General features: G+C 70.4%; 23 protein-coding genes. 11 read left to right on the plus strand and 12 right to left on the minus strand.

What is annotated here, in order from left to right; all coding sequences use genetic code 11:
* Positions 1-64 precede the first annotated feature (64 nt).
* The 3 genes from J7U37_RS08235 to J7U37_RS08245 form a co-directional block, all read right to left on the minus strand.
* A complete protein-coding gene (locus tag J7U37_RS08235; RefSeq protein ID WP_056479582.1) occupies positions 65-715 on the minus strand; it encodes a DUF4194 domain-containing protein in 651 nt (216 codons plus the stop codon).
* Between the two features lie 124 nt (positions 716-839).
* Positions 840-1,109 carry a hypothetical protein gene (locus J7U37_RS08240; protein ID WP_056186340.1) on the minus strand — a complete coding sequence of 90 codons (270 nt, stop codon included), beginning with the start codon at positions 1,107-1,109 and terminating at the stop codon, positions 840-842.
* Positions 1,110-1,342: 233 nt separating this feature from the next.
* On the minus strand, positions 1,343-2,731 hold the full coding sequence (locus J7U37_RS08245; RefSeq protein WP_247635400.1) for a Wadjet anti-phage system protein JetA family protein: 1,389 nt from the start codon (positions 2,729-2,731) through the stop codon (positions 1,343-1,345).
* Positions 2,732-2,882: 151 nt separating this feature from the next.
* Here J7U37_RS08245 and J7U37_RS08250 point away from each other — a divergent pair, with 151 nt between their 5' ends.
* Together J7U37_RS08250 and J7U37_RS08255 are read left to right on the plus strand one after the other, a co-directional pair.
* On the plus strand, positions 2,883-3,524 hold the full coding sequence (locus J7U37_RS08250; RefSeq protein ID WP_247635401.1) for a PRC-barrel domain-containing protein: 642 nt from the start codon (positions 2,883-2,885) through the stop codon (positions 3,522-3,524).
* 20 nt (positions 3,525-3,544) lie between these two features.
* On the plus strand, positions 3,545-3,790 hold the full coding sequence (locus J7U37_RS08255; protein ID WP_056479573.1) for a hypothetical protein: 246 nt from the start codon (positions 3,545-3,547) through the stop codon (positions 3,788-3,790).
* Between the two features lie 34 nt (positions 3,791-3,824).
* Here the strand turns inward: J7U37_RS08255 and J7U37_RS08260 are convergent, their stop codons facing one another.
* Genes J7U37_RS08260 through J7U37_RS08270 form a run of 3 tightly spaced genes read right to left on the minus strand, consistent with a single transcriptional unit; the run spans position 3,825 to position 6,038 of the window.
* A complete protein-coding gene (locus tag J7U37_RS08260) occupies positions 3,825-4,649 on the minus strand; it encodes a substrate-binding domain-containing protein (RefSeq protein ID WP_247635402.1) in 825 nt (274 codons plus the stop codon).
* Entirely contained in the window at positions 4,622-5,338 is a 717-nt protein-coding gene (locus J7U37_RS08265) for an ATP-binding cassette domain-containing protein (protein WP_247635403.1), read from the minus strand. The genes J7U37_RS08260 and J7U37_RS08265 overlap by 28 nt, the downstream gene beginning before the upstream one ends.
* Positions 5,339-5,342: 4 nt before the next feature.
* Entirely contained in the window at positions 5,343-6,038 is a 696-nt protein-coding gene (locus J7U37_RS08270) for an ABC transporter permease (RefSeq protein ID WP_247635404.1), read from the minus strand.
* A gap of 73 nt (positions 6,039-6,111) precedes the next feature.
* On the opposite strand from J7U37_RS08270, the gene J7U37_RS08275 reads away from it, so the two are divergent.
* Entirely contained in the window at positions 6,112-7,092 is a 981-nt protein-coding gene (locus J7U37_RS08275; RefSeq protein WP_247635405.1) for a substrate-binding domain-containing protein, read from the plus strand.
* On the opposite strand, the gene glp is transcribed toward J7U37_RS08275, so the two are convergent.
* The 4 genes from glp to J7U37_RS08295 are packed head-to-tail and all read right to left on the minus strand — an operon-like array spanning position 7,068 to position 11,987.
* On the minus strand, positions 7,068-8,321 hold the full coding sequence (gene glp, locus J7U37_RS08280) for a gephyrin-like molybdotransferase Glp (protein ID WP_056479557.1): 1,254 nt from the start codon (positions 8,319-8,321) through the stop codon (positions 7,068-7,070). The two genes, J7U37_RS08275 and glp, sit on opposite strands and share 25 nt — an antisense overlap.
* Positions 8,309-8,854, minus strand: coding sequence for a molybdopterin-guanine dinucleotide biosynthesis protein B (mobB, locus tag J7U37_RS08285; RefSeq protein ID WP_056479552.1), 546 nt, complete (start codon positions 8,852-8,854; stop codon positions 8,309-8,311). The genes glp and mobB overlap by 13 nt, the downstream gene beginning before the upstream one ends.
* Positions 8,851-10,824 (minus strand): molybdopterin biosynthesis protein, encoded by a 1,974-nt coding sequence (locus J7U37_RS08290; RefSeq protein WP_056480196.1) that lies wholly within the window; start codon positions 10,822-10,824, stop codon positions 8,851-8,853. The genes mobB and J7U37_RS08290 overlap by 4 nt, the downstream gene beginning before the upstream one ends.
* Positions 10,824-11,987: a molybdopterin-binding protein gene (locus tag J7U37_RS08295; RefSeq protein WP_244476777.1), complete on the minus strand. Its 1,164-nt coding sequence runs from the start codon at positions 11,985-11,987 to the stop codon at positions 10,824-10,826. Before J7U37_RS08295 ends, J7U37_RS08290 begins: the two co-directional genes overlap by 1 nt.
* A 279-nt stretch (positions 11,988-12,266) precedes the next feature.
* Between J7U37_RS08295 and J7U37_RS08300 the strand changes: the two genes are divergently transcribed.
* Positions 12,267-13,490 (plus strand): c-type cytochrome, encoded by a 1,224-nt coding sequence (locus J7U37_RS08300; protein WP_082503664.1) that lies wholly within the window; start codon positions 12,267-12,269, stop codon positions 13,488-13,490.
* Positions 13,491-13,497: 7 nt separating this feature from the next.
* Here the strand turns inward: J7U37_RS08300 and J7U37_RS08305 are convergent, their stop codons facing one another.
* Positions 13,498-13,974, minus strand: a complete 477-nt coding sequence (locus tag J7U37_RS08305; RefSeq protein ID WP_247635406.1) for a GNAT family N-acetyltransferase — start codon at positions 13,972-13,974, stop codon at positions 13,498-13,500.
* Between the two features lie 36 nt (positions 13,975-14,010).
* Positions 14,011-16,008, minus strand: coding sequence for a 4Fe-4S binding protein (locus J7U37_RS08310; protein ID WP_247635470.1), 1,998 nt, complete (start codon positions 16,006-16,008; stop codon positions 14,011-14,013).
* A gap of 349 nt (positions 16,009-16,357) precedes the next feature.
* Between J7U37_RS08310 and J7U37_RS08315 the strand changes: the two genes are divergently transcribed.
* The 7 genes from J7U37_RS08315 (at position 16,358) to J7U37_RS08345 (ending at position 21,166) form a co-directional block, all read left to right on the plus strand.
* A complete protein-coding gene (locus J7U37_RS08315; RefSeq protein ID WP_247635407.1) occupies positions 16,358-17,158 on the plus strand; it encodes a biotin/lipoate--protein ligase family protein in 801 nt (266 codons plus the stop codon).
* A complete protein-coding gene (locus tag J7U37_RS08320) occupies positions 17,155-17,730 on the plus strand; it encodes a DUF6505 family protein (protein ID WP_247635408.1) in 576 nt (191 codons plus the stop codon). Before J7U37_RS08315 ends, J7U37_RS08320 begins: the two co-directional genes overlap by 4 nt.
* A 62-nt stretch (positions 17,731-17,792) precedes the next feature.
* The gene (locus J7U37_RS08325; protein ID WP_247635409.1) at positions 17,793-18,803 is read left to right on the plus strand and encodes a DUF6352 family protein; all 1,011 of its coding nucleotides are present in this window, start codon (positions 17,793-17,795) and stop codon (positions 18,801-18,803) included.
* Positions 18,803-19,390 (plus strand): DUF3305 domain-containing protein, encoded by a 588-nt coding sequence (locus J7U37_RS08330; RefSeq protein WP_247635410.1) that lies wholly within the window; start codon positions 18,803-18,805, stop codon positions 19,388-19,390. Before J7U37_RS08325 ends, J7U37_RS08330 begins: the two co-directional genes overlap by 1 nt.
* Positions 19,387-20,082, plus strand: a complete 696-nt coding sequence (locus tag J7U37_RS08335) for a DUF3306 domain-containing protein (RefSeq protein ID WP_247635411.1) — start codon at positions 19,387-19,389, stop codon at positions 20,080-20,082. The genes J7U37_RS08330 and J7U37_RS08335 overlap by 4 nt, the downstream gene beginning before the upstream one ends.
* A 146-nt stretch (positions 20,083-20,228) precedes the next feature.
* Entirely contained in the window at positions 20,229-20,855 is a 627-nt protein-coding gene (locus J7U37_RS08340) for a molecular chaperone TorD family protein (RefSeq protein ID WP_247635471.1), read from the plus strand.
* A 68-nt stretch (positions 20,856-20,923) separates the two neighbouring features.
* Positions 20,924-21,166: a hypothetical protein gene (locus J7U37_RS08345; protein ID WP_056186401.1), complete on the plus strand. Its 243-nt coding sequence runs from the start codon at positions 20,924-20,926 to the stop codon at positions 21,164-21,166.

The raw sequence follows: 21,166 nt of genomic DNA on the forward strand, positions 1-21,166 counted from the left end.
GCGGCTCCGGGTCGAAGCGCATCCGGAGCTGTTCCGCAAGTCCTGTTCGGTCAGTCCTGTTCGGTCAGTCTTGCGCCGGTCCGCCCTCGTCGTCGCCCCGCGCGGCACCCCAGGCGCGAACCTGGTCCATCCAGGCGTCGGGTGACAGAACGGCAATGCCGGGCAGGACCATCAGGGGGGTGATCTTCTCGATCTTGTCGCGCTCGCCCAGCCGCAGCGCACCCTTGCGCGCGAAGAGGCGCAGGATCTCGGTCAGGCGAGCCTCCTCGGGCGGGTCGCTGCGCGTGGCGGTGCGGATCGATTCGACGATGTCGTCGGTGGTGCACTCGACCACCCCGTCGGTCGTGACCCGGTGCGCGCGAAGGCCCTCCTCGTAAGCGAGGCGCAGGGCGAGCAGCACGAGGGTCTCGTCCTTGCGCAGGCGCTCGGCCTGCGCATCGTGGCGGATGCCCTCGGGCGGCACCCGCAGGCAAACCATCTGGTCGCGATGCATCACCTCGAAGCCGTAGCCGAGGCAGGCGAAATAGGCTTGGAAGAAGGGCGCGTAGTGGCGGGCCAGTTCGTAGGAGCGGCCGATGCCGGGCGTGCCGGCATAGACGCACTGGCTCTTCAGCAGCACCTGCAGCGCGCGCGTCAGCTCCTCATCGGAGGGCGCACGGGCGCCGGGCGGCGGAGGGTCCTCGCCATCCAGGATGGCGCGAAAGGGTTCGAGCATGGCGGGTCTCGGGCGCGCGGGTCGGACCGGCGCGGCCGCGGAAAGGCGCCCCACGCCGGACGCAGTCTCTACCGTCTCCCCGGCCCGTCCGCCATGGGTACGCGGGTCGGGGCTGGCGAGCCCGTCAGGCGGCGACGGCCGGCGTCGCCCGGAAGAGCGAGAGGCAGGCCGTGTCGCGATGCATGCTGAGGATGGACGCGCGGTCGAGGGACGGGTTGGCCGCCAGCACCCGCTGCACCTCGGCCACGATAGCCTCGTAACGGGCCGGATCGTAGTTCGGCTCCAGCGGGCTGACCGCGATGTAGGTCTCGACCACGAGAACCCGTTCGCAACGCTCGCGCCCGACTTCGGCGGCGATCCAGGCGGATTTGATCAGGCATTTGGCGGTGGTCATGGGCGATCGCTCCCGCAATCTTTCATCTTCTGCGCTTCGCGTCTTGGTTTCGCGTCTTGGGCACGAAATCGACGGGAGCATGAACCCGACCCAGAATTTTGCCAAGGGCCGGGATTAAACATCCAGTGCTAACGAGCCGGAATGTAACGCGATGAACAATCGACACGTTTTCGAAGACCGCGAAGATTGATCGAATTCAGCAGAGGTCCGACCCGGGGCCGGACCTGATCTGATCACCGTCGCAACGCCGGCGCGCGTTCGAGCAGGAAATCCGGGCAGTCGAGCCAGCCATTCGAGACGCGGCCCTCGACGCGGGACAACCGGTAGCGGCCCCGCAGCGTGCCGTCGAACAGGACGTCGATCTCGCGCAGGCGCTGGAACACCACGAAATCGTCCACGTCCGCGATCCGGATCTGCGAGCCCCGAATGGCGCGTTCGGGGCCGAGCCGTCCCTCGATGAACGCCACCACCCGTTCCGGGGTGACTGCGACGCGCTCGCGAAAGGCGTCTTTGGCGGCGATGAAGGCTTCGACGACGGGGTCGATCTCGATCTCCGGCAGGGGCTCGGATTCGATGGGTGCCCGGCGCAGGCGTGGGGCGTAGCAATGCGGCTCCCCGATCGGCGGACGAAAGAGCGAGACCTGCGGGTCAGGCAGTCCGGTGAGGACGTCGTCGCTCCCGGCGACCGCCCGCAGGGCGGCGGCGGTCCGCTCGATGCGGTCGGAATCGCGATGATCGAGGTAGCGGAGGGTCGCGGCGATGCGGCGTTCGAGCCGGGCCACGATATCGCCGACGGCATCGAGATGCCGGTCGAGCCCTTCGAAGATCGCCAGGATTTCGGCGAGGTCGCTGCGGACCGCCCGCTCGGCGCTGTCCCGGTCGGGTGCCCGCCCCTCGCGCAGGCCCGCATCCGTCAGCGCCCGCAGGGTCAGTGGATCGCGCAGGGCGCGGCCCGCCTCGCGCACGATTCCGGACCGGAAGCGGAACGGATTGAAACGGGTGTACAGCGTCCGGTAATCGCTGACGAGGTGGCGTGCCACGAACTCCTCGAAGTAGAGCCGCAGGGCGGTGCCCTGGTCCGCCTCGCGCAGGATGCGTTCCTCGCTCTTGCGCATCGACCCGGCGAGGTTGCGCAGGTGGCTGAGGAACGTGCGAGCCGATTTCGCCGCGTTGACCAGGGCCTCGGAACGCTCGGCCGGGTTGGCAATGGCGCTTTCCAAGCTCCCCAGAACGTCGAGCACGGCGCCGCCGTAGGAGCGCCGCTCGCCCCGGTCGAGGCGCGCGAGTTCGTCGATCACCATCCGGGCCTCGGGGTCGAATTCGACCACCGGAACGTAGCGCTCGCGCCGCTCGACCAGCCATCCGGCATCGAGGAGCCGCCGGTAGACCACGGAGCGGCGTTCATTCGGCTCGACCGGCGTCACGGCCTCGTCGTCGATCTCCCGGTCGACGAAATCCGCCGCGAAGTCGCCGATCGCGCCCAGGAGTTCGCTCTTGCGCAGGGGCTCGGCGGTGTCGCCGAAGACGCGGGCGTGCAGGTGCAGCAGCAGGGCCGCGTTGAAGGCCCGGCTCGGCGAGGCAAGCGGCTTGAACAGGTCGTCGGAAAGGTGCGTGAACAGCATGGGAGGCCGGGACAGATCAGCCCTGACCGGCGCGGAGAGTCAATTCCCGGACGCGGTGCGGCTCGCGGTCCCTGAACTCCCGTCCGCGCCGCCGCGTTGTCAATCGGTCGTCCGCGTTCCTGCGAGGCCACCTGCTTTCGTGGAGTCTGCGATGCCTACCCAACGCCGGAGCGCCCTGCTCCTCGCCCTGTCCCTGCTGGCGATCCCGGCACTGTCCGGGAGCGGCGCGCATGCACAGCCGGCCGCGGAGGGCGCGGGGGCCGCGCAGCCTCGGCCGGGCGGCCTGCGCGGCTCCAAGATCATCGGGCTTCCGGTGGTCGGGATGGATCACGTCCGCGTCGGCTCGATCGACGACGTCCTCATCGGCGACGGGGGTCGGGTCGAAGCAGTCATCATCGGGGTCGGGGGCTTCCTCGGCATCGGCGAGAAGCTCGTGGCGGTGCCTTTCGATAAGGTTGGCTGGAACATGAAGGATGTGCCGCTCACCTCCGGGCCGACCTCGGTGACGACCCCCGAGACGGCCCCGAGCGCCGCGGCTGCGGCCAAGGTCCAGCCCGAGACCATGCCGGGGGCCGACACCACTCGCGAAGTGCTCGGATCGGTCCAGAACAAGCACACCGATCAGGTCAACCCCGCCACCGGGACCATCGACGAGACCAAGAAGCCGACCGCGGGTCGGGCCACCGTCCTGGCCGGCGGCGTCCCGATCGAGGCGGAGGTCCGCATGACCAAGGCCGAACTCACCGCTGCGCCGGCGTACCAGTACGGCGCCGGCCGCACGGCCGAGAAGTAGCAGGACGCGAGGAGACCGCGATGACCCAGATCCGCACCCTGACGACGACCGTGGCCCTGTGGACGGCCACTCTCGGTGGCGCACTCGCCCAGCAGACCAACCCGGCGCCGCCGATCCCGGAAAACGGGCCCGCCGGCTCGAACTCCACGGCCGCCAATGCGGCGGCCACGGATTTCAACTGGATCTGGCTGAGCCTGGTGATCGCGGTCATCGCCCTCGGCATCTGGTACGTCGCCCGGCGCCGCCAATCCGGCAACATCCGCTGACCGGGTCCGTCGCGCGCGGCGTCACCGCCGCGTGCTACGGCCCGGCATTCGGGAAGAACAGCGGCTTGCCGTCGATCTTGTAGCTGGCGATGGCCGCCTGTCCGTCCTGCGAGACGAGCCAGTCGATGAAGGCCTGACCCTCCTTCGCCTTGACGCCCGGGTGCTTGGCCGAATTGACCAGCATGACGCCGTAGGGGTTGAACAGGTGCTTGTCGCCCTCGACCAGGATGGTGAGGTCGCCCCGGTTCTTGAACGAGAGCCAGGTTCCGCGATCGGCCAGAAGGTAGGCATTGAGGGCCGAGGCGGTGTTCAGGGCCGGACCCATGCCCTGGCCGATGTCGCGGTACCAGTCGCCCTTGACCGCCGGGAGATCGATTCCCGCATCCTTCCAGGTCCGCAGCTCGGCGCTGTGGGTGCCGGAACGGTCGCCCCGCGAGACGAAGGGCGCCTTCGCGGTCGCGAGCTTGCCGAAGGCCGCCACGACATCGCCGCCGCGCACGCCCGCCGGATCGGACTTCGGCCCGATCAGGACGAAATCGTTGTACATCACGTCCCAGCGCCGGGTGGCGAACCCCTCCGCCAGAAACTTTTCCTCGGCAGGCCGGTCGTGGACCAGCACCACATCGGCATCGCCGCGCCGGGCCGCGTCGAGGGCCTGGCCGGTGCCGAGGGCGACCACCTTCACGGCGATGCCGGACTTGGCCTCGAACAGCGGCAGCAGGTGCTTGAACAGGCCGGACTGCTCGGTGGAGGTGGTGGAGGCGACGACGATCGAGGCCGGCTCGGCCCGAACGCCGGAGGCGGCGCCGAGGGCGAACAGGAGGCCGAAGGTTACGAGGCCGCGGCGAAGGATGTCCAAGGGAGTTCTCCGGTGATGTAGGCCCGCGTTTCGGGGGCCTGGGGTGATGTGAGGAGTGCGCGGGTCGGGCCTTGCTCGACGGCACGGCCGCGCGCGAGCACCACGACGTCGGCGGCGAGCCGCATGACCTGCCCGAGGTTGTGGGACACGAGCACCACTTTGGCGCCCTGCCGCGCCATGTCGGCGATCAGCCCTTCCACCAGCTCCGTGGCCCCGGGGTCGAGATTGGCGGTGGGCTCGTCGGCGAGCAGCAGGTCGGGCGTGACCGCCCAGGCACGGGCGAGGGCCAGCCGCTGCTGCTCGCCGCCGGACAGGCGCGTCGCCGGCGCGTCGGCCCGGTGGCCGAGCCCGACCCGGACCAGGGCGGCGTGGGCGCGGGCCGCACGCTCGGTCCGGGACAGGCCGAGGGGGACCAACGCCAGAGCGACGTTGGCCCGCGCGCTCGCCCGCAGCAGGGCCGGCCGCTGGAACAGGTGCGCGCGGCGGACCGGCCCCTGGCTTACGATCAACACCGACCCGGCATCGGGACGCAGCAGGCCGTCGATGACCCGCAGGGTAGCGCTCTTGCCGGCGCCGTTCGGGCCGATCAGCGCGGTGATGCCGGCAGCCGGAATGCGGGCATCGAGGCCGTCCAGGATGCGGGTGCCGTTGCGGGTCAGCACGAGGCCGTCGAGGTCAAGGGCGGGCATCGGCTCAACCATAGGCCCGGAGCGCGTAGCCGCGCAGGATCGCCGCCACGGCGTTGACCAGGACGACGAGGGCGATCAGCACCAGCCCGAGGGCGAGCGCGAGGCTGAGATCGCCCTTCTGGGTCTCCAGCGAAATCGCCGTGGTCATCGTCCGGGTGTGCCCGTCGATGTTGCCGCCCACCACCAGAACCGCGCCGATCTCCGAGATCGCCCGCCCGAAGGCGGCCAGCGCCGTCGTCACGAGGGAGAAGCGGGTGTCGTGGATGAGCGCGAGGGCGCGGCGCGGTGCCGACAGCCCGAGGGAGCGGAGCTGGTCGCCGAGATGCGCTTCGGCATCGGCCACGACCTGCCGGGTGAGCGCCGCGACCAGGGGCGTCGCCAGAACGGCCTGCGCCGCCACCATGGCGCCCGGGGTGAACAGCAGCCCGAAACTTCCCAGAGGCCCCGAACGCGACAGGACGAGGTAGAGCACCAGGCCGACGATCACCGGCGGCAAACCCATGAAGGCGTTCAGGAGCCCGACTAGGATCGACCGACCTGGAAAGCTGGACACTGCCAGGACCGCCCCGAGGGGAATGCCGACGCAGAGCCCAATGGCCACCGCCGTGAGACTGACGCGCAGGGACAGCCAGGCGATCGCGAAGACGTCGCGATCGAGGGTCGTCAGACGCGAGATCGTCTCCTGAAGAGTCTGAAACATCGGGACCGGGCTGCAGGGAAGGTTCGGGGATGATACGGAGAGGACCGAAAGATCAATAGGAAAGACCTTGCCGATGCGGATCGATCTGGAGGCCGATGGGACGTGGCGTAACCTTGCGCTCCGATCGACCTTCGCGCTCCTGGACGCTCTGGCGGGATCGGCGTCGCTGCTGAGCGCGGCGCGAACGCTCGGGATTTCCTACCGCTCGGCCTGGAGCCGGGTGGCCGCCATCGAGGCGGCTCTGGGCAAACCTATCGCGGTCAAGACCAAAGGGCACGGCACTACGCTGACACCCTATGGCCGCGCCCTGCACGCCGCCCTGTCGGCAACCTATGCGCGGCTCGAGCCTGTGCTTGACGCCGAGTCACAGCGGCTGGAGCAGGCACTTCAAGCGATCGAGACGCCAAAGCCCGTCACGCTCCGGCTGGCCGCGAGCCACGATCCGCTGCTGCTCGGGATCATCGCGGAACGGTCCGACGTCACGCTCGCGGTCGCCGGAAGCCTCGACGCCCTGGCGCATCTGCGGTCCGGAACGGCGGATGCGGTCGGCTTCCATTACGGCTCCGAGGGGCCGGCACCGGCGCCGTTCGACGCGCTGTTCCGGGATTCAGAATTGACTGTCTGGCCGCTGTTCCGGCGCGAGCAGGGCCTGATGCTTCCGCCCGGCAATCCGCACGCGGTCGCGTCCGTGAGCGACATCGCCCGACTGCGCCTGCGCTTCGTCAACCGCCAGCGCGGCGCGGGGACCCGGATCTGGTTCGAGCGGCTCTGCGCCGAGTCCGGGTTGGAACCCGGCGCGATCCTCGGTGCGGAGACGGAAGAGTTCACCCATCAGGCGGTGGCTGCGCTGATCGCCACGGGCGCGGCCGATGGCGGCATGGGCACGCCGGCGATCGCCGCGCGCTTCGGCCTCGCGTTCCGGTCGGTTGGCTGGGAGACCTACTACCTCGCGGCCCGCATCACCGGCGACGCCGCGGCGCTGTCCAGCCTGCACGCGGAAGCGGCACGGGCGGCTGGGACCACCCTCGGCTACCAGAGCGTGGCGTGTGGATAGAAGGTCAGAATGTCGCCCGGCGCGACGGCGGTGACCGCGTCGGCCAGTTCGACCAGCCCGTCGCTTTCGGTCAGGGAGGAGAGGACGCCCGCCCCATCGCGTGGGTACTTGGCCGCCTCCAGCACGGCGTCGGGCGCCAGCGCCACGCTGACGCGCACGAATTCCCGCCGACCGGCCTTCTTCTTATAGCTGAAGGCCGCCCGGACGGGCTGGCCGATCGGCGGCGGATCGACGGCGCCCCCCAGCCGGGCGAGGAGCGGGCGCACCACGAAGAGCAGGGTCACGTAGACCGCGCCGGGATTGCCCGGCAGCCCGACGAACGGGGTACCGTCCACGACGCCCATCGCCACCGGCCGGCCGGGCTTGATGGCGAGGCGCCAGAACATCAGCGAACCGACGGCCTCGACCGCTGCCTTGACATGGTCCTCCTCCCCCGTGGAGACGCCGCCGGAGGTCAGGATCAGGTGATGATCCCGCGCTGCCTGGCGGAGCCGGGAGGCCAGCACCGCGGGTTCGTCGCGCAGGATGCCGAGATCCGCCACCTCCGCGCCGAGGCGGGTGAGCAGGGTCGCGAGCATCACCCGATTGGAATCGTGGATCGCTCCGGGCGGCAGCGGCCGTCCCGGCTCGGTGAGTTCGTCGCCGGTTGAAAACAGGGCCACGCGCAGGCGCGTCCGCACGGCGATCCTGTCGTGACCGGAGGCTGCCGCCAGGGCCAGGTCCTGCGGACGCAGGCGCCGTCCGGCCGGAACCGCGCAGGTCCCCTGGGCGATATCCTCGCCCGCCGCGCGGGCATTGGCTCCGCGCTTCAGGCCGGCGGGCAGGATCACGGCATCGCCCTCGCGCTGGACGTCCTCCTGCATGAACACCGTGTCGGCCCCGGGCGGCATCGGCGCGCCGGTGAAGATCCGGATCGCGCCGCCTTCGGGCGCGACGGCCTCGGGCGAGGCCCCGGCCGGAAGCCGCCCCCGCACCGGAAGCCGCGTCGCGCCTTCGGGGCTCAGGTCGGCATGCCGCACCGCATAGCCGTCCACGGCCGAGTTCGGAAAGGGCGGCACATCGTGCAGGGCGGTGACGTCCTCGGCCGCGACTCGCCCATCCGCCTGCCCCAGGGGCAGCCATTCGGTACCGGCCAGCACCGGGAGGCGCTCGCCGATCAGCGCCACGGCGTCCTCGATGCGCATCAGCGCGCCACCGAAGGCGAAGCAGTCGTCGGTCAGCTGGGCCATGACTCCTCCAGGCGCGCCAGCGCCGCCGGCATCGGTTCGGCCAAGGCCAGGACCAGATCGGCGATCCGATCGATCGCGTCGAGGTCGACCACCGGGATGGACGCCTCGGGAAATGCCCGATCGCTCGCCACGGCGAGGATGCGGGGATCGTGCGGGTGCATCGGCGGCTGGCCGTTGGCCACGCGGTGGACCTCGAGCTTGGCGTGGGCCTCGCGCTTGAAACCTTCAACGATGACGAAATTGCAGGGTGAGAGCCGGCGCAGCAAGTCGGAGAGCCGCGCTTCTGCCGCTTCCCCGATCTCATGCATCTGGACCCAGCGCCGCGCCGAGGACACGATGACCTCCGAGGCTCCGGCCTCGCGGTGAACGTAGGAATCCTTGCCAGGCCGGTCCACGTCGAAGGCGTGATGCGCGTGCTTGATGGTGGCGACCTTGATCCCACGCGCGACCACAACCGGGATCAGGCGGGACAGCAGCGTGGTCTTGCCCGCGCCGCTCCACCCGGCGAGACCGATGACCCGGGCGGGCGTCACGCGGGTTCCGCGGGCGAGAACCCGGCCTCGCTGAGGAGGGCCCGCGTCTCAGGCTCGCGGAGACAGGCCAGGAAGGCGGCCAAGGCCGGCCGGGCGGCGTGCTCGGCCCGGTAGGCAAAATCATAGCGCTCGTCGGCCAGCGGCAGGAAACCGAGGCCGTAGGCCCGGGCGACCGTCGTGATGGCGACGCCCCAATCGGCTCGTCCCTGCGCCACCGCCGCCGCGACGGCGTTGTGTGAGCGCGGCTGGTTCCAGAAGCCCGGTGGCCGGGCGCCCGCCAGAAGTCCCTCGACCAGGGCCCGCGTCCCGGACCCCGTGTTGCGGTTGACCATGACCATCTCGGGCTCGGCCAGCGCCGCCGCCACGGCCTCGGCGGCCGAGCGGTCCGCGAACAGGGGATGACCGGGCCGGAAGACCACGCCCTGCAGGCGCCCCCAGCCCTCGGCCAGGATCATGCCCGGCCCCAGGAAGGGCCGGTTGTAGGTGCCGGACTCGGGGTCGAGGAGGTGCATCGCCGCGAGGTCGCATTCGCCCCGGCCGAGGGCGGCGAGACCACCGGCGGAGCCGACCCACAGGGTACGAGCCCGATAGCCGCCCGCGGCGAGCCGGCCGACGACCCGGTCGAGGCCGACGCAATGGCTGCCGATGATGGTGAGGTCGGGCGGGCGGATGCCGGCGCCGAGACGCGTGATTGTGACGGCCTCGCCGGCTTCCAGGCCGGAGCGGGCGGCGGGAATGGCGAAGAATCCGTCCGCCTGGGAGAAGGCTGTCACCGAGCCGGACCCCTTCGGCAGCGGCAGGGCGCGCAGGCCGGCCTCGGTTTCGGACAACGCGGTCATGACGAATTCGGTGCGTCCGCGCTCGGAGGCGACGCGCTGGGGCAGGATTGCCGCCACGCTGGCCTCTTCGCGCGGGGGCAGCCCCGCCATGGCACGCACCAGCGGCACCACGAAGTCGTGGAAGGTGAACATCGCCGAAGTCGGGAAGCCCGGAAGCACCACGATCGGGGTGCCCTCCGCCACCGCGAGGCAGAGCGGCTTGCCGGGCTTCAGCGCCACCCCATGGACGAGGATGCCGGGTTCGCCGAGACGCTGGAGGATGCGGTGCGAGACGTCGCCGGCGCCCTTGGAGGTGCCACCCGACAGGACCACGACGTCGCAGTCCGCCATGGCGGTGCGCAGCGCCGCTTCCAGAGCGACCTCGTCGTCGCGGACGATTCCGAGCGGGCGCACCACTCCGCCGTTCTCGATGATTGTCGCGACGACGATCGGCCCGTTGGAATCGTAGATCGCGCCCGGCGGCAGGGGCTGGCCGGGGGGAACCAATTCGTCGCCGGTGGAGAGCACCGCCACGCGCGGCCGCCGAACCACGTCGATCGATGCCAGGCCGCAGGCGGCCAGCATCCCGATCTCGCGTGCCGTCACCGTCAGACCTCGGCGCAGGACGGTCTCGCCCGAGGCCATGTCGGCCCCGGCATAGCCGATGAACTGGCCGGGCCGCGCCGCAAAGGCGAGGTCGATCGCGAGGCTGTCGGGCTGGAACTCGGTCTGCTCCACCATGACGACGGCGTCGGCGCCGCGGGGAACAACGCCGCCGGTGGCGATCGGCGTGGCCGTGCCGGGCGCCACCGCCAGGGCCGGCGCCACGCCGCAAGCCAGGATCTCGCGATTGAGGGACAGGCGGCGCGGATGGGCTTCGCCGGCCCCTTCGGTGTCGGAGGCCCGCACGGCGAAGCCGTCGACCAAGGCGCGATCGAAGGGGGGCACGTCGATGGGCGAGGCGATGTCGGCGGCCAGGACGCGCCCGACGGCCTCCCCCAGCGCGACGGTCTCGGACCCGAGCGGGGCATGCGGTACGGCAGCCCGGAATCGCTCCAAGGCCTCTTCGCGGCTGACCACGGTGAGGAATTGTTCCTGACGTGCGGCCCTGGCCAGCCTGTCGAGAAACGCCTCGTTGGACGCCGCCCGCATCATAGGGCGAGCCCCGTGAGGGATTGGCCGGCCGGAACGCCTTCGGATTCGGGTCCGACAAGAATTGCCGCATCGGCCTGGATCAGGCTGTGGAGCGGCAGGTCGCTGCTGCCCAGCGGCAGGAAGCCGTCGGGCCTGCGTCGGGCATAGACGACCTCGCTGAGACCGATGGTCGAAGCGATCTTGCGGAGGGTCGGAAGGACAGCCGGCGTGTCCGGCGATGCCCCGGACAGAGCTTCGATCAGCGGCCGGGCAAGCGCCAGGAAGGCGGCGAGTGCCGCGTCGGGCCGCCCGGGCAGAAGCAGGACCGGCCGGTCGCCGACCGTGCCGAATCCGGCCGTCTCCCCAGGCTTCAGGGCGATGCCGTGGGCCTGGACCTTCCCCGCGCGGGACAGGCCGGCCGCGCTGTGATCCTGGCGGCCGAAGCCGGTGCCGCCGAGAACCAGGATGGCATCGCCGGTCTGCTGACGCAGCGCATCGGCGATGGCCTCCGGCGTGTCGGCTGCGATTACGGCGTCGATGCTGGCACCCGCCCGGTCGGCCAGGGTTGCGAGCAGCGGCGACAGGGAGTCGGCTTCGGCAGACCGGACAACGATCAGGCTCAGGCGGGGCCGGCGCAGGGCTACGCTCGCGAATCCGGCCGCCTGCAGCGCGAGCCGGTTCAGGGCCGTGATCCGGTCTCCGACGGAAAGGAGACGCGCACCCGATGCGATCTCCTCACCCGCCCGGCGGACACCTGCACCGGCCGGGGCATCCGCCACCACGACGTCGCCCTCAATCGCTTCGGGCGACAGGATCGTGTCGAGGCCCTCTGGCATCCCGGCGCCGGCCTCGACCCAGATCAGGGGGTGGGGAGCGAGAATCGGCGCGTACGGAGAGGCGCCGACGATCGCCTCGGCGCGCACAGCCCATCCGTCGCGGAGCGCGGTCGGTTGGGCGGGATAAGCTCGCGGCGCTTCGAGGTCGGCCGCGCTGATGCCGCCAAGGGACTCGCCGAGCGGGACCGCCTCGGGCGGGATCGGGACTAGGTTCGCCGTCAGCTGCTGCACGGCCTCGTCAAGCGGCATCAGGGCCGCGGAGGCGGCCCGGTGCGGGGGCGACCCGTGATCCGATGCGGCCGGATCGACCTCCGTCTCGATGGCGCTGCGGGCGTGAGCGATCATGTCCCGAGCGATGCGCTATCGCCGGGCGATGATCAAGCACCTCGCAGGCCTGCCGCGTCACCGGGTCCCGCCCGGGCGCCGCGACATCCTGCGGGCGGATCGTCTAGGCTTGCTGCCTGCACCGCACATCCGGTCTGTGACGAGAGGAATGCCTTGCGGCGTATCGGCCAAGTTTTGGAGCCTGTCGGCAAAGCCACGGCGGGAACCGCTTCGACTTTTCGGACACTCGCCTTCTGCTTGGCGACAACCCTGGCGGTCGGCTTCCCCGCCGAGGCGCAGATGCGCGGGCATGGCGGCCCCGTCCGCGCGCTCGCGGTGGCGCCGGGTGGCGGCCTCGCGATCTCCGGCGGCTTCGATCAGGCCGCCATCCTGTGGGCGATCGACACCGGCACGGCCCTCACCGTGCTACGCTTCCACGATGGGGCGGTGAACGCGGTCGCCGCCCTCCCCGATGGTAGCTTCGTCACGGCGTCGGAGGATGGCCGCATCGCTGTGTGGCGCGCCGGGCAGCCCGAGCCGGAGCGTGTCTTTTCCGAGCATGCCGGACCGGTCGCGGCGCTCGCGCTCTCACCCGACGGCAGCCAACTGGCCTCGGCCTCGTGGGACGGCACGGTCCGCATCCGCCCCCTGACCGGCGGCCCGGCGCGCGTGCTCGCAGGCCATCAGGGCAACGTCAACGCGGTCGGTTTCCTGGCCGATGGACGAACGGTGTCGGCCGGCTACGACACCACGCTGCGGATCTGGCCCCGGGCCGACGACCCGCGGGGCGTGCCGATCGTGCTCACTCTGCCGAGCATCCTGAACGCCCTCGCGGTGACGCCGGACGGGGAGATCGCGGTTGCGGGCGGGGACGCCGTCGTGCGCCTGCTGCGGCCGGATGGGCGCACGCGCGCGGCCGTCGATGTCGGCCCGAACCCGGTGATCGCCCTGGCGCCCTCCCCCGACGGGAGCCGAATCGCCGCCGCCACGGCCGGCGGTGCCGTCGCGGTGATCGACCGGAGCCGGGGCACGATCCTGCATCGCCTCGTTGGACCGGGACTTCCGGTCTGGTCCCTCGCCTGGCGGCCGGACGGACGGGAACTCCTCACCGGCGGCGGCGATCGCCTGATCCGGCGCTGGAACGCCGAGACCGGCGCGCCGATCGGGCCCCTGGCGATGCCGCGTCCGGCCGACGCGCTCGCGGCCTATCACGACGACCGCGGGGCGGAGGTGTTTCGCGCCTGTGTCGCTTGCCACACCCTGACGCCCGAGGACGGCCCGCGCGCCGGGCCGACCCTCGCCGGTATCATGGGGCGCCGGATCGCGACGGCGCCGGGCTACCGCTACTCGGAGGCGCTGAAGGGTATGGATATCGTCTGGGATGCCCGGACCATCGGCCGGCTCTTCGAGGTCGGCCCCGCAAGCTACACGCCGGGCACGCGCATGCCGGAGCAGACGATCACCCGGGCCGAAGACCGGGAGGCCCTGGTGAAATTCCTGGAGAGCGCCACCGCCATCCGGTGAGCCGGCGTCACAGGTCCTTGACCATGTAGCGGGCCTCCGCGCCGTAATCCGCGAGCTTGGCGGCGGAGGCGTCCCCAGGCGCCCGGACCGCGAAGCCGAGGGCCTCCCAGAACCGCACCGACCGGTTCACCGCCACCAGGGCGAGGCGGGCGTATCCCCGTGCGCGAGCCCGCTCGCCCACCATCGCCGCGCCCGTCCGGGCGTGACCGTGCCCCGCCGCGGCGGGCGCGATGCCGAGATCATGCAGGTAGACGCTGTTCGGTTTGTCCAGGGTCGGGAGCGGCCGGTTGAGAGCCGGAATCGACCCGAGCGGCCAGGGATAGGCAATCGCGTAGCCGGCGATTCCCGTTTCGGGATCGCACAAGGACAGGCACAAATCGGTGCCCCGGGCGAGCCGTTCGCCGAAATGCACGGCGTCCTCGGGATGGTCGGGAAACAACCGGTCGGCCAGGGCCACCACCGGCGCGAGGTCGCCCGTGTCCATGCTCCGCCAGCGCCGTTCCTGCATCCGAAGACGGGCCTAGATCGCCTCACCCCGGGCGGCGCGCTCGCGCAGGTAGTCCTCGGTGGTGCGCGGACGGTCGCGTTCCGGTCCGGCATGCGGATCGAAGCCCTGGTTGACCGCGACCTCGACGCGACAATCCTCGCACATCATCAGCGCCTGGACGCGTGCCTCGCCGGCTTCGCCCCGGAACATCCAGTGGCGGTCGCGCAGCTTCTCCACCACCCGCTCGATGGTGCTGCGGGTCCCGAACGGCTTGGCGCAAGTGATGCAGGCGAAGGGCTCCTCCTCCTTGACCAACCGGCGCGGAGCCTTCCAAGCCTCGAAATCGACGCCCGGCCGGAGATCGATCACGTTTTCCGGGCAGGTGTTGGCGCATAAGCCGCACTGGACGCACAGGCTCTCCTCGAATCCGAGGAACGGGCGGTCGGCGCTGTCGGACAGGGCGTGGGTGGGACAGGCGCCGACGCAGGCGAGGCAGAGGGTGCAATCGTCGGTGCGGAAATGCAGGCCGCCGAACGGCGCGCCCGCGGCCAGATCGATCCGCGCCACCGGCGCGGGAGCCGCTGCATGCATTTCGTTGAAAGCGAAGCGCAGCACCTCGCGCTTTCCGCCCAAAGGCATGAAGCGTGAGGGCGCCTGCGCCGACACGCCTGCAATCTGAACCGCCAGGGCCTCACCCAGGGCGTCGGGGTCGTCAGTCTCGATCAGCGAGACGACGGGGTCTCCGCCCTCGCCGCCATAGCCGAGGCCGCGAGCCAGGGTGTCGCCGAGGGCGACCGCGCGGCGCAAGCTGTCGAGATCGTGCTTGGGGCGGGCACGGGCGAGGATGCGCACCCCGGCGGCGCCATAGGCGAAGAGGGCGGCGAACGCCTCGGGACCGAGCTGGGTGATTTCGTTGACCCGGACCGGGAGGATCGCGGCCGGCAGTCCATTGCCGTGGCGCGCGAGCGCATCGATCAGCGGTTCACCGTGCTCGCCGTCGTGGAACAGGACCACCGCGTCGCGACCGCCCGCGGCCCTGTAGGCCCCCATCAGGGTGCGCAGACGGCGCATGAGCGCGTCGGCCGGCGGCAGCGCATAGGCGGCCGCTCCCGTCGGACACACGGAGGCGCAGTTGCCGCAGCCGGCGCAGATGTAGGGGTCAATCGCGACCGTATCACCCGCCGGCGAGATCGCGCCGGTCGGACACACCTCGAGGCAGCGGGTGCAGCCGGTGATGCGCGAGCGCGAATGGGCGCAGAGCTCGGCATGGAAATCCACGAACCGCGTCTTGTCGAAGGTGCCGACGAGATGCGACGCCTCGGCGATCACCCGCTCGACCGCCGCCGGATCGCGCGGGTCGGCCCGCAGGTAGCCGAGGCGGACCTCATGGGCCGGAAACAGAGCCGTGCCGCCGCCGACATCGACGACGACGTCGCAGGTGGAGTTCGCTCCATGACGGCCGGGTCCGAACACGAGGTGCGAACGTGAGGACGGAGCCGGCTGCGCATAGTCGTCGATGCGCAGATCGAAGGCACCGAGACGTCCCTTCGCGCCCACGATGGTACCCTTCACCACCGGGAAGTCGTTGCGCTGTGGCGGTTCGACGTCCTCCGGCCGGGTCAACAGAACCGTGACGTCGAGATGCTCGGCGAGCCGCCGCCCGACCTCGATCGCGGTGGCATCACGCCCATAGATCAGGGCGACGCCCTGGCTCTCGATCGGCACCGTGGCGGCATCCGGCACGGGCTCGGCGCAGGCGGCGAGGAGGGCCGCCATTTTCGGGCCGGCCTGATCGGCCTCGGTGGACCAGCCCGCATTCTCGCGGATCTTGGCGTAGGAGACCCGATCGTCGGCACCCAGTTCGGAGGCGACCTCGTCGAACAGCGGCGATTGCAGGGTGCACGAGACCGTCACCGGTCGCCCGGATTGCAGGGCGGAGCGGAACCGGTCGAGTTCACGGCCGCAGAGCTGGTCGGCGGTCTTCACCTCGCCTGAACAGCCCCGCCCGATCGTGCCGGCATCGAGCGGCATCGTCTTTTCGCAGGAGCAGGCGAACACGATACGATCGGACAAGAACAGACCCTGAATTCAAGTGCTCGGGAACGGGCGGGAGCGGATCGGACCGATACCGGGCGGCATCGCTGCCCCTTCGCGTCCGGCTCCATATCTTATATACTCAAACGGTTCAAAACTACGATCCGACACACGGGCGCAGGGACCTTGCGTCCCGCGCTGATCTTCCGGGCCGCGCTCGCGCCATTCTCTCCGTCTTGTTGCCCGGCCGCCGACAGCACATGTGGTGACCGAAGTTCGACATCCATTCCGGCCCGAACGCGGGATCGGCTCCACCTCCTGGATCGACCCGTCAGGTCTCACGTTCATGATCGCTTCTCCGACGGCCTCACCCCTCAAGTTCCGGCCGGCGACGGATCTCGTTCTGCCTCCGTCCCTAACGGCGCGCGTGGTGCCGGCCTCCCGCCATGCTTTTGCCGAAGCGTGCGCGATTGCGCGCCGGGAGGGCGCGGAGGCGGCCGGGATTCTGGTTCTCGCCGAGCGGTCGGATGTTCTCGACGTCGCCGTGGTGCTGGTGCCCGAAGAGCCGCTGGCCTCGGCGCGGCGCGCCTTCCTCGCGGGCATGATGGCCCTGGCCGACGCGGTCGGCGCGCACGGCCCACCGGAAATGCCGCTGACCTTCGGCTGGCCCGATGTGCTGATCTTCGACGGGGCCCGTCTCGGCGGCGGTCGCCTCGGTTGGCCGGAGGCCTGCTCGGAGGAGGTCGTGCCCGACTGGCTGGTCTTCTCCGCCATGCTGATCCTGAGCAAGGCAGGCGCCGGCGATCCGGGCTTGACGCCGGGATCGACCGCCCTCGACGAGGAGGGGTTCCCACCCGATAGCCGCAACGCGCTGGTGGAGAGCTTCGCCCGGAACCTGATCCGGACCTTCTCGCTCTGGGAGGAGGATGGGTTCTCCGGGATTGCGGCGCGTTATCTCAGCCACCTGCCGACCCCTGCCGGGATGCCCGTGCGGATCGACCGGACCGGCGATGTCATCCTGGGCGGCGAAACGGGAGGAGCCGGGGCGGGAAAGGCTGGGACGGCTGAGACTGAATGCTGGCCGCTCGCCTCTCTCCTGCGCGCGCCGGGCTGGCAGGATCCGGCGACCGGGACAATCCGTCTGTGAGTTCGCTCCGGCTTCCGCGTACCCTGCGGCTCGATGTGTCCGACACTTTCGTGTTCACCCACGCCGCCGAACCGGGCGAGTGGGCCGTGACGGGCTCGTTCCTGTTCTGGGATCAGGACCTTCCGAACCTGGAGGGGAAGGCGCGCGCCGCGTTCCGCTCCGGTTTCGTCGGCGTCTCCTCGCTGGGGTTCTCCACCCTCGTGGTGGTCAGCGAGGCCACCGAAGCCGAGCGCGACGCGGCGGTCGAGGATCTGGCCCGGCACATCCACGAGCGCCTTGGCGCTCCGGATCGGGCCATGGCCCGCGCGGCTGCGCTCGAGGAGATCGATTTCGCCGCCACCCTGTGCGGGGTCCCGGTGGGGAGCGTGGTGGCGATGCACCGGACGCAGGTCGACGGAGCGATCTCGGAAGCCTTCCGCACGCTCCATCAGCGCGATGCGGGGACCCCCGGGGCCGATCGCCTGCATGCCCATGCCCGGGCCTTTCGCTTCGTCGAGACCGATGACGAGGAGCCCGAGGAGCGGGCCGATCTGATCGGTCTCGCCCGAGATCGGCCGGGGACGGGATCCTGATCGATGGCCTGCTCGCAACCACCTTGTTCGTCGCCCTTTCCGCCGTCAGGAGCCGCCCCCCAATGACCGAATTCTGGGTGTCCAGCGGCCACCACCTGACGCAGCGCACCGAGGGGGGCGGCCTGGCCGTCACCGACGAACTGATCCTCGCCTACCTCGCGCGGCCCGAGCTCGCGCCGCCCGAGGAGGCCTGCCGGGCGGAGCGGAGCCTCTACGCCGATCTGCTGGCGGACCCGCGGCGGACCGTGCCGCCTGAAATGGTCGCCGCGATCGCCGATGCGGATGCGCGGGAGAACTGGACGGTGCTGCTGGCCTTCCGCGACCGCCTGCTCGCATCGCGCTCGATCGAGGCCGCCTATCTCGGGCTGGTGCGGCAGGGATTGCAGGGCACGCCCGCCTTGTTCCTGAATCAGCTCGTGCACCTGATCCTGCGCAATGCGCTCGACGGCTGCGATGACCCGTTCGTCCTGCGGGCCGCCGAACTCATGTTCCGGCCGCAGCGGGTCAGTCGCCTCGACGGAGCCGTCCTGCTTGCCGATGCCGAGGTGATCGAGGCGCGCGAGGGCAGCGCGCCGCTGTCGCCTCTGGTGGCCATGCTGGGCAAGGAGGCGGCGAATGAGCTCGACATCCTGAACGCGGAGAATGCCTGGACCTACTGGAGCCGGTCCGACGCCTTCTCGATGGCCCTGAACCTCGGATCGAGCGCCCGGAGCCGCGACGGACTGGCTCGCGTGATCGAGGCCTTCCTCCGGCATCTCCTTCATGTGGACGTGCGCGTCACGCCGCTCGACCGCCTCGACGATTCCGATTGGCGCTGGTTCGTCGGGCTCGATGCCGAGGCGACCCGGATCGGCAACGCCCTGTGGCGGGGGGAGGCCGCCTCGGCGGCCGACCAGGAGCGGGTGGTCGCCCTCTTCAGCCTGACCTTCGAGGATCGGATGCGGGTCGATTCCTCTGTCGGCGACAGGCCCGTCTACCTGCTGCTGGCCGCGACGCCTGCCAATCTCGTGACGATGAAGCCGCAGAACCTGATCGTGGGCCTGCCCCTGAACGACGCCATCGGAGCCAGCTGATGCCGAACGACGGCGACCGTGTTGACCCTCCGGGTGAAGGACCGATCCCGGTCGCGCCCGCGCAGGCAATCGTGTCCGAGCAGGAACGGGTCAGGCCCGACAACCATTTCGAGGTCGGCATCCTGGTGGCGCGACGGCGCCTGCGAGGCCCCTGGGCGACCCATGCCTGGCTGCCCGTCGCCGCTCTTCCGGCGGCTCCCCCGGTGGCGGCCTGGACCCGGCTCTCGGAGACCGAGGAGGAGGCGGTATTTTATGCCGGTGCCTACGACGTGCTGCTCCATCCGGCCGAGACCTCGCATTACCGCGACAACCTCGTCTCCGGTCGCCCGGCCCTCTGGGTCGCCCTGCGCAAGCTCGGCGAGGATGCCTATGAGATCGCCGCCGTGACAGCCGATCCCTACGAGGGCGAAGCGATGGCCGAGGGGATCGGCGAGATCGTGGAGGCGGTGCCGATGCCGACGGAATCGCAAGGGATCCTGCTGGCGTTCTTCGAGGCGTTCCACGTCGAGCGCAAATTCGAGAAGCGCAAGCGCGATCGGGCCGATCCGGAGGCGCTGGCGCGGGGCGGCCGGGGGCGCGGCGAATGAGCGACGGTATTCTCTCGCGCTGGGCGAGGCGCAAGCAGGCCGTCCGACAGCAGGAGCGCGCGCGAGCCGTTCCGAAAGCGGACGAGGCGAGTGGCGCCGTCGAGGCCGATAGCGAGGCCAGGGCACTTTCGGATATCGAGGCGAATCCCCAGGCGGATGAGGAACTGGCCGAAGCCATCGCACGCCTGCCGAAGCTCGAAGATCTGACAGCCGAGACCGACCTCGCGCCCTTCCTCCGGGCGGGCATCCCCTCCGCCCTGCGAAACGCCGCTCTGCGCCGGATGTGGTCGGTCGATCCCGGCATCCGCGACTTCGTCAGCGAAGCGCGGGAATACGCTTATGACTGGAACACGCCGGGCGGAGTCCCGGGCCTCGGGCCGATGCTGCCGACGGACGACATCAAGGCCATGGTCGAGCGGATCATGACGGGCGCCGGTCCGAAACCCGCGCCGACACCGCTCGAACCCGGGGACACGCGCGAGCCGGACGCGGACCCGGACACCCAACGGACCGCCGAGGACCAGGATGTGGTCGAACTCGCCGAGACGCTGCCCGCGCCCGCTGTTTCCGACGCCCATCGCCCGCACGTTGCAGCGCCGGAGCCGCTTCCGATCACGGTTGCGGGGGAAGAGTTTCAATCGCCCACAATCGTTTCGCGCATGCGACGCCATGGCGGCGCGATGCCCAGCTAATTCGTACAAACGCGATTGCGGTGGCGGCAAACGCTTTTTATTATCAATACAAACTGGGCTGCACGACGAAGTCGAGTGACCGGGTACCTGTTGGATTGAGGCGGCGCGTGCGTTCCGGCGCGACGCTTTCGGAGCTGTCAGCGGAGATGGGTGTCGGTATCGGGGATTCGATCATCACGGCCGACGCGCGCGAACTCGTCATCGACGAGGTCGATCAACTTCGCGCCCAGCAATACGATCTTCTGGCCGTCCTGCTTGGCCGCCCGCCGAACGGCGCTCTGCTCGATGCCCTGAAGGGCCTCAAGGGGGGCGACAGCGTGCTCGGCCGGGAGGTCGGCATTCTGGGCGAGGCCGCCGCTGCAACGTCCGAGGCGGCGGCGAAGCGGGAATATTTCGCGCTGTTCGTCGGCGTCGGGCGCGGGGAGCTTCTGCCCTATGCGTCCTACTATCTGACCGGGTTCCTCAATGAGCGACCCCTGGCCCGGGTCCGTGAGGATCTCACGGCTTTGGGGATCGAGCGGGATCCGTCGATGACCGAACCGGAGGATCACATCGCGATTCTCTTCGATGTGATGGGGGGGCTGACGTCCGGCCGGTTCACGGCAGGGCCGGATGCCGCGCGCGACCTCTTCCTCCGGCACATCGCGCCGTGGGGGATGCGGTTCTTCACCGATCTGGAGCGCGCCAGGGCAGCGCGCTTCTATCGTTCGGTCGGGGCATTGGGACGGGCCTTCCTCGAGATCGAGGCGGCCGCTTTCGCGATGGATGCCTGAGGCATCCATTCCAGTGGGATTGGGGCGTCGGACCTGAACAGGTCGGAGCCCGTCAGGGAGTTTGGGCGATGGGACAGGATCAGAAGGACCAGCTCGGCCGTCGCCAGTTCTTTCGCGCCCTCGGTGGCGGCACGGTGGCGGCCGCGGTCGGCGTTTCCACCGCGCCGCTGACCGCGACGGAAGCCCAGGCCTACGACCCGGGCACGGACGAGACCCGGTCGCGCTATCGCCTCAGCGACGAGGTGAAGGCGTTCTACCGGACCAACGGCTACGAGACTCTCCAGAACAGCACGAACGCCGGAAAGAAGTGA

The organism is Methylobacterium sp. 37f, from assembly GCF_023093475.1.
In the GTDB taxonomy this organism is placed as follows: Bacteria; Pseudomonadota; Alphaproteobacteria; order Rhizobiales; family Beijerinckiaceae; genus Methylobacterium.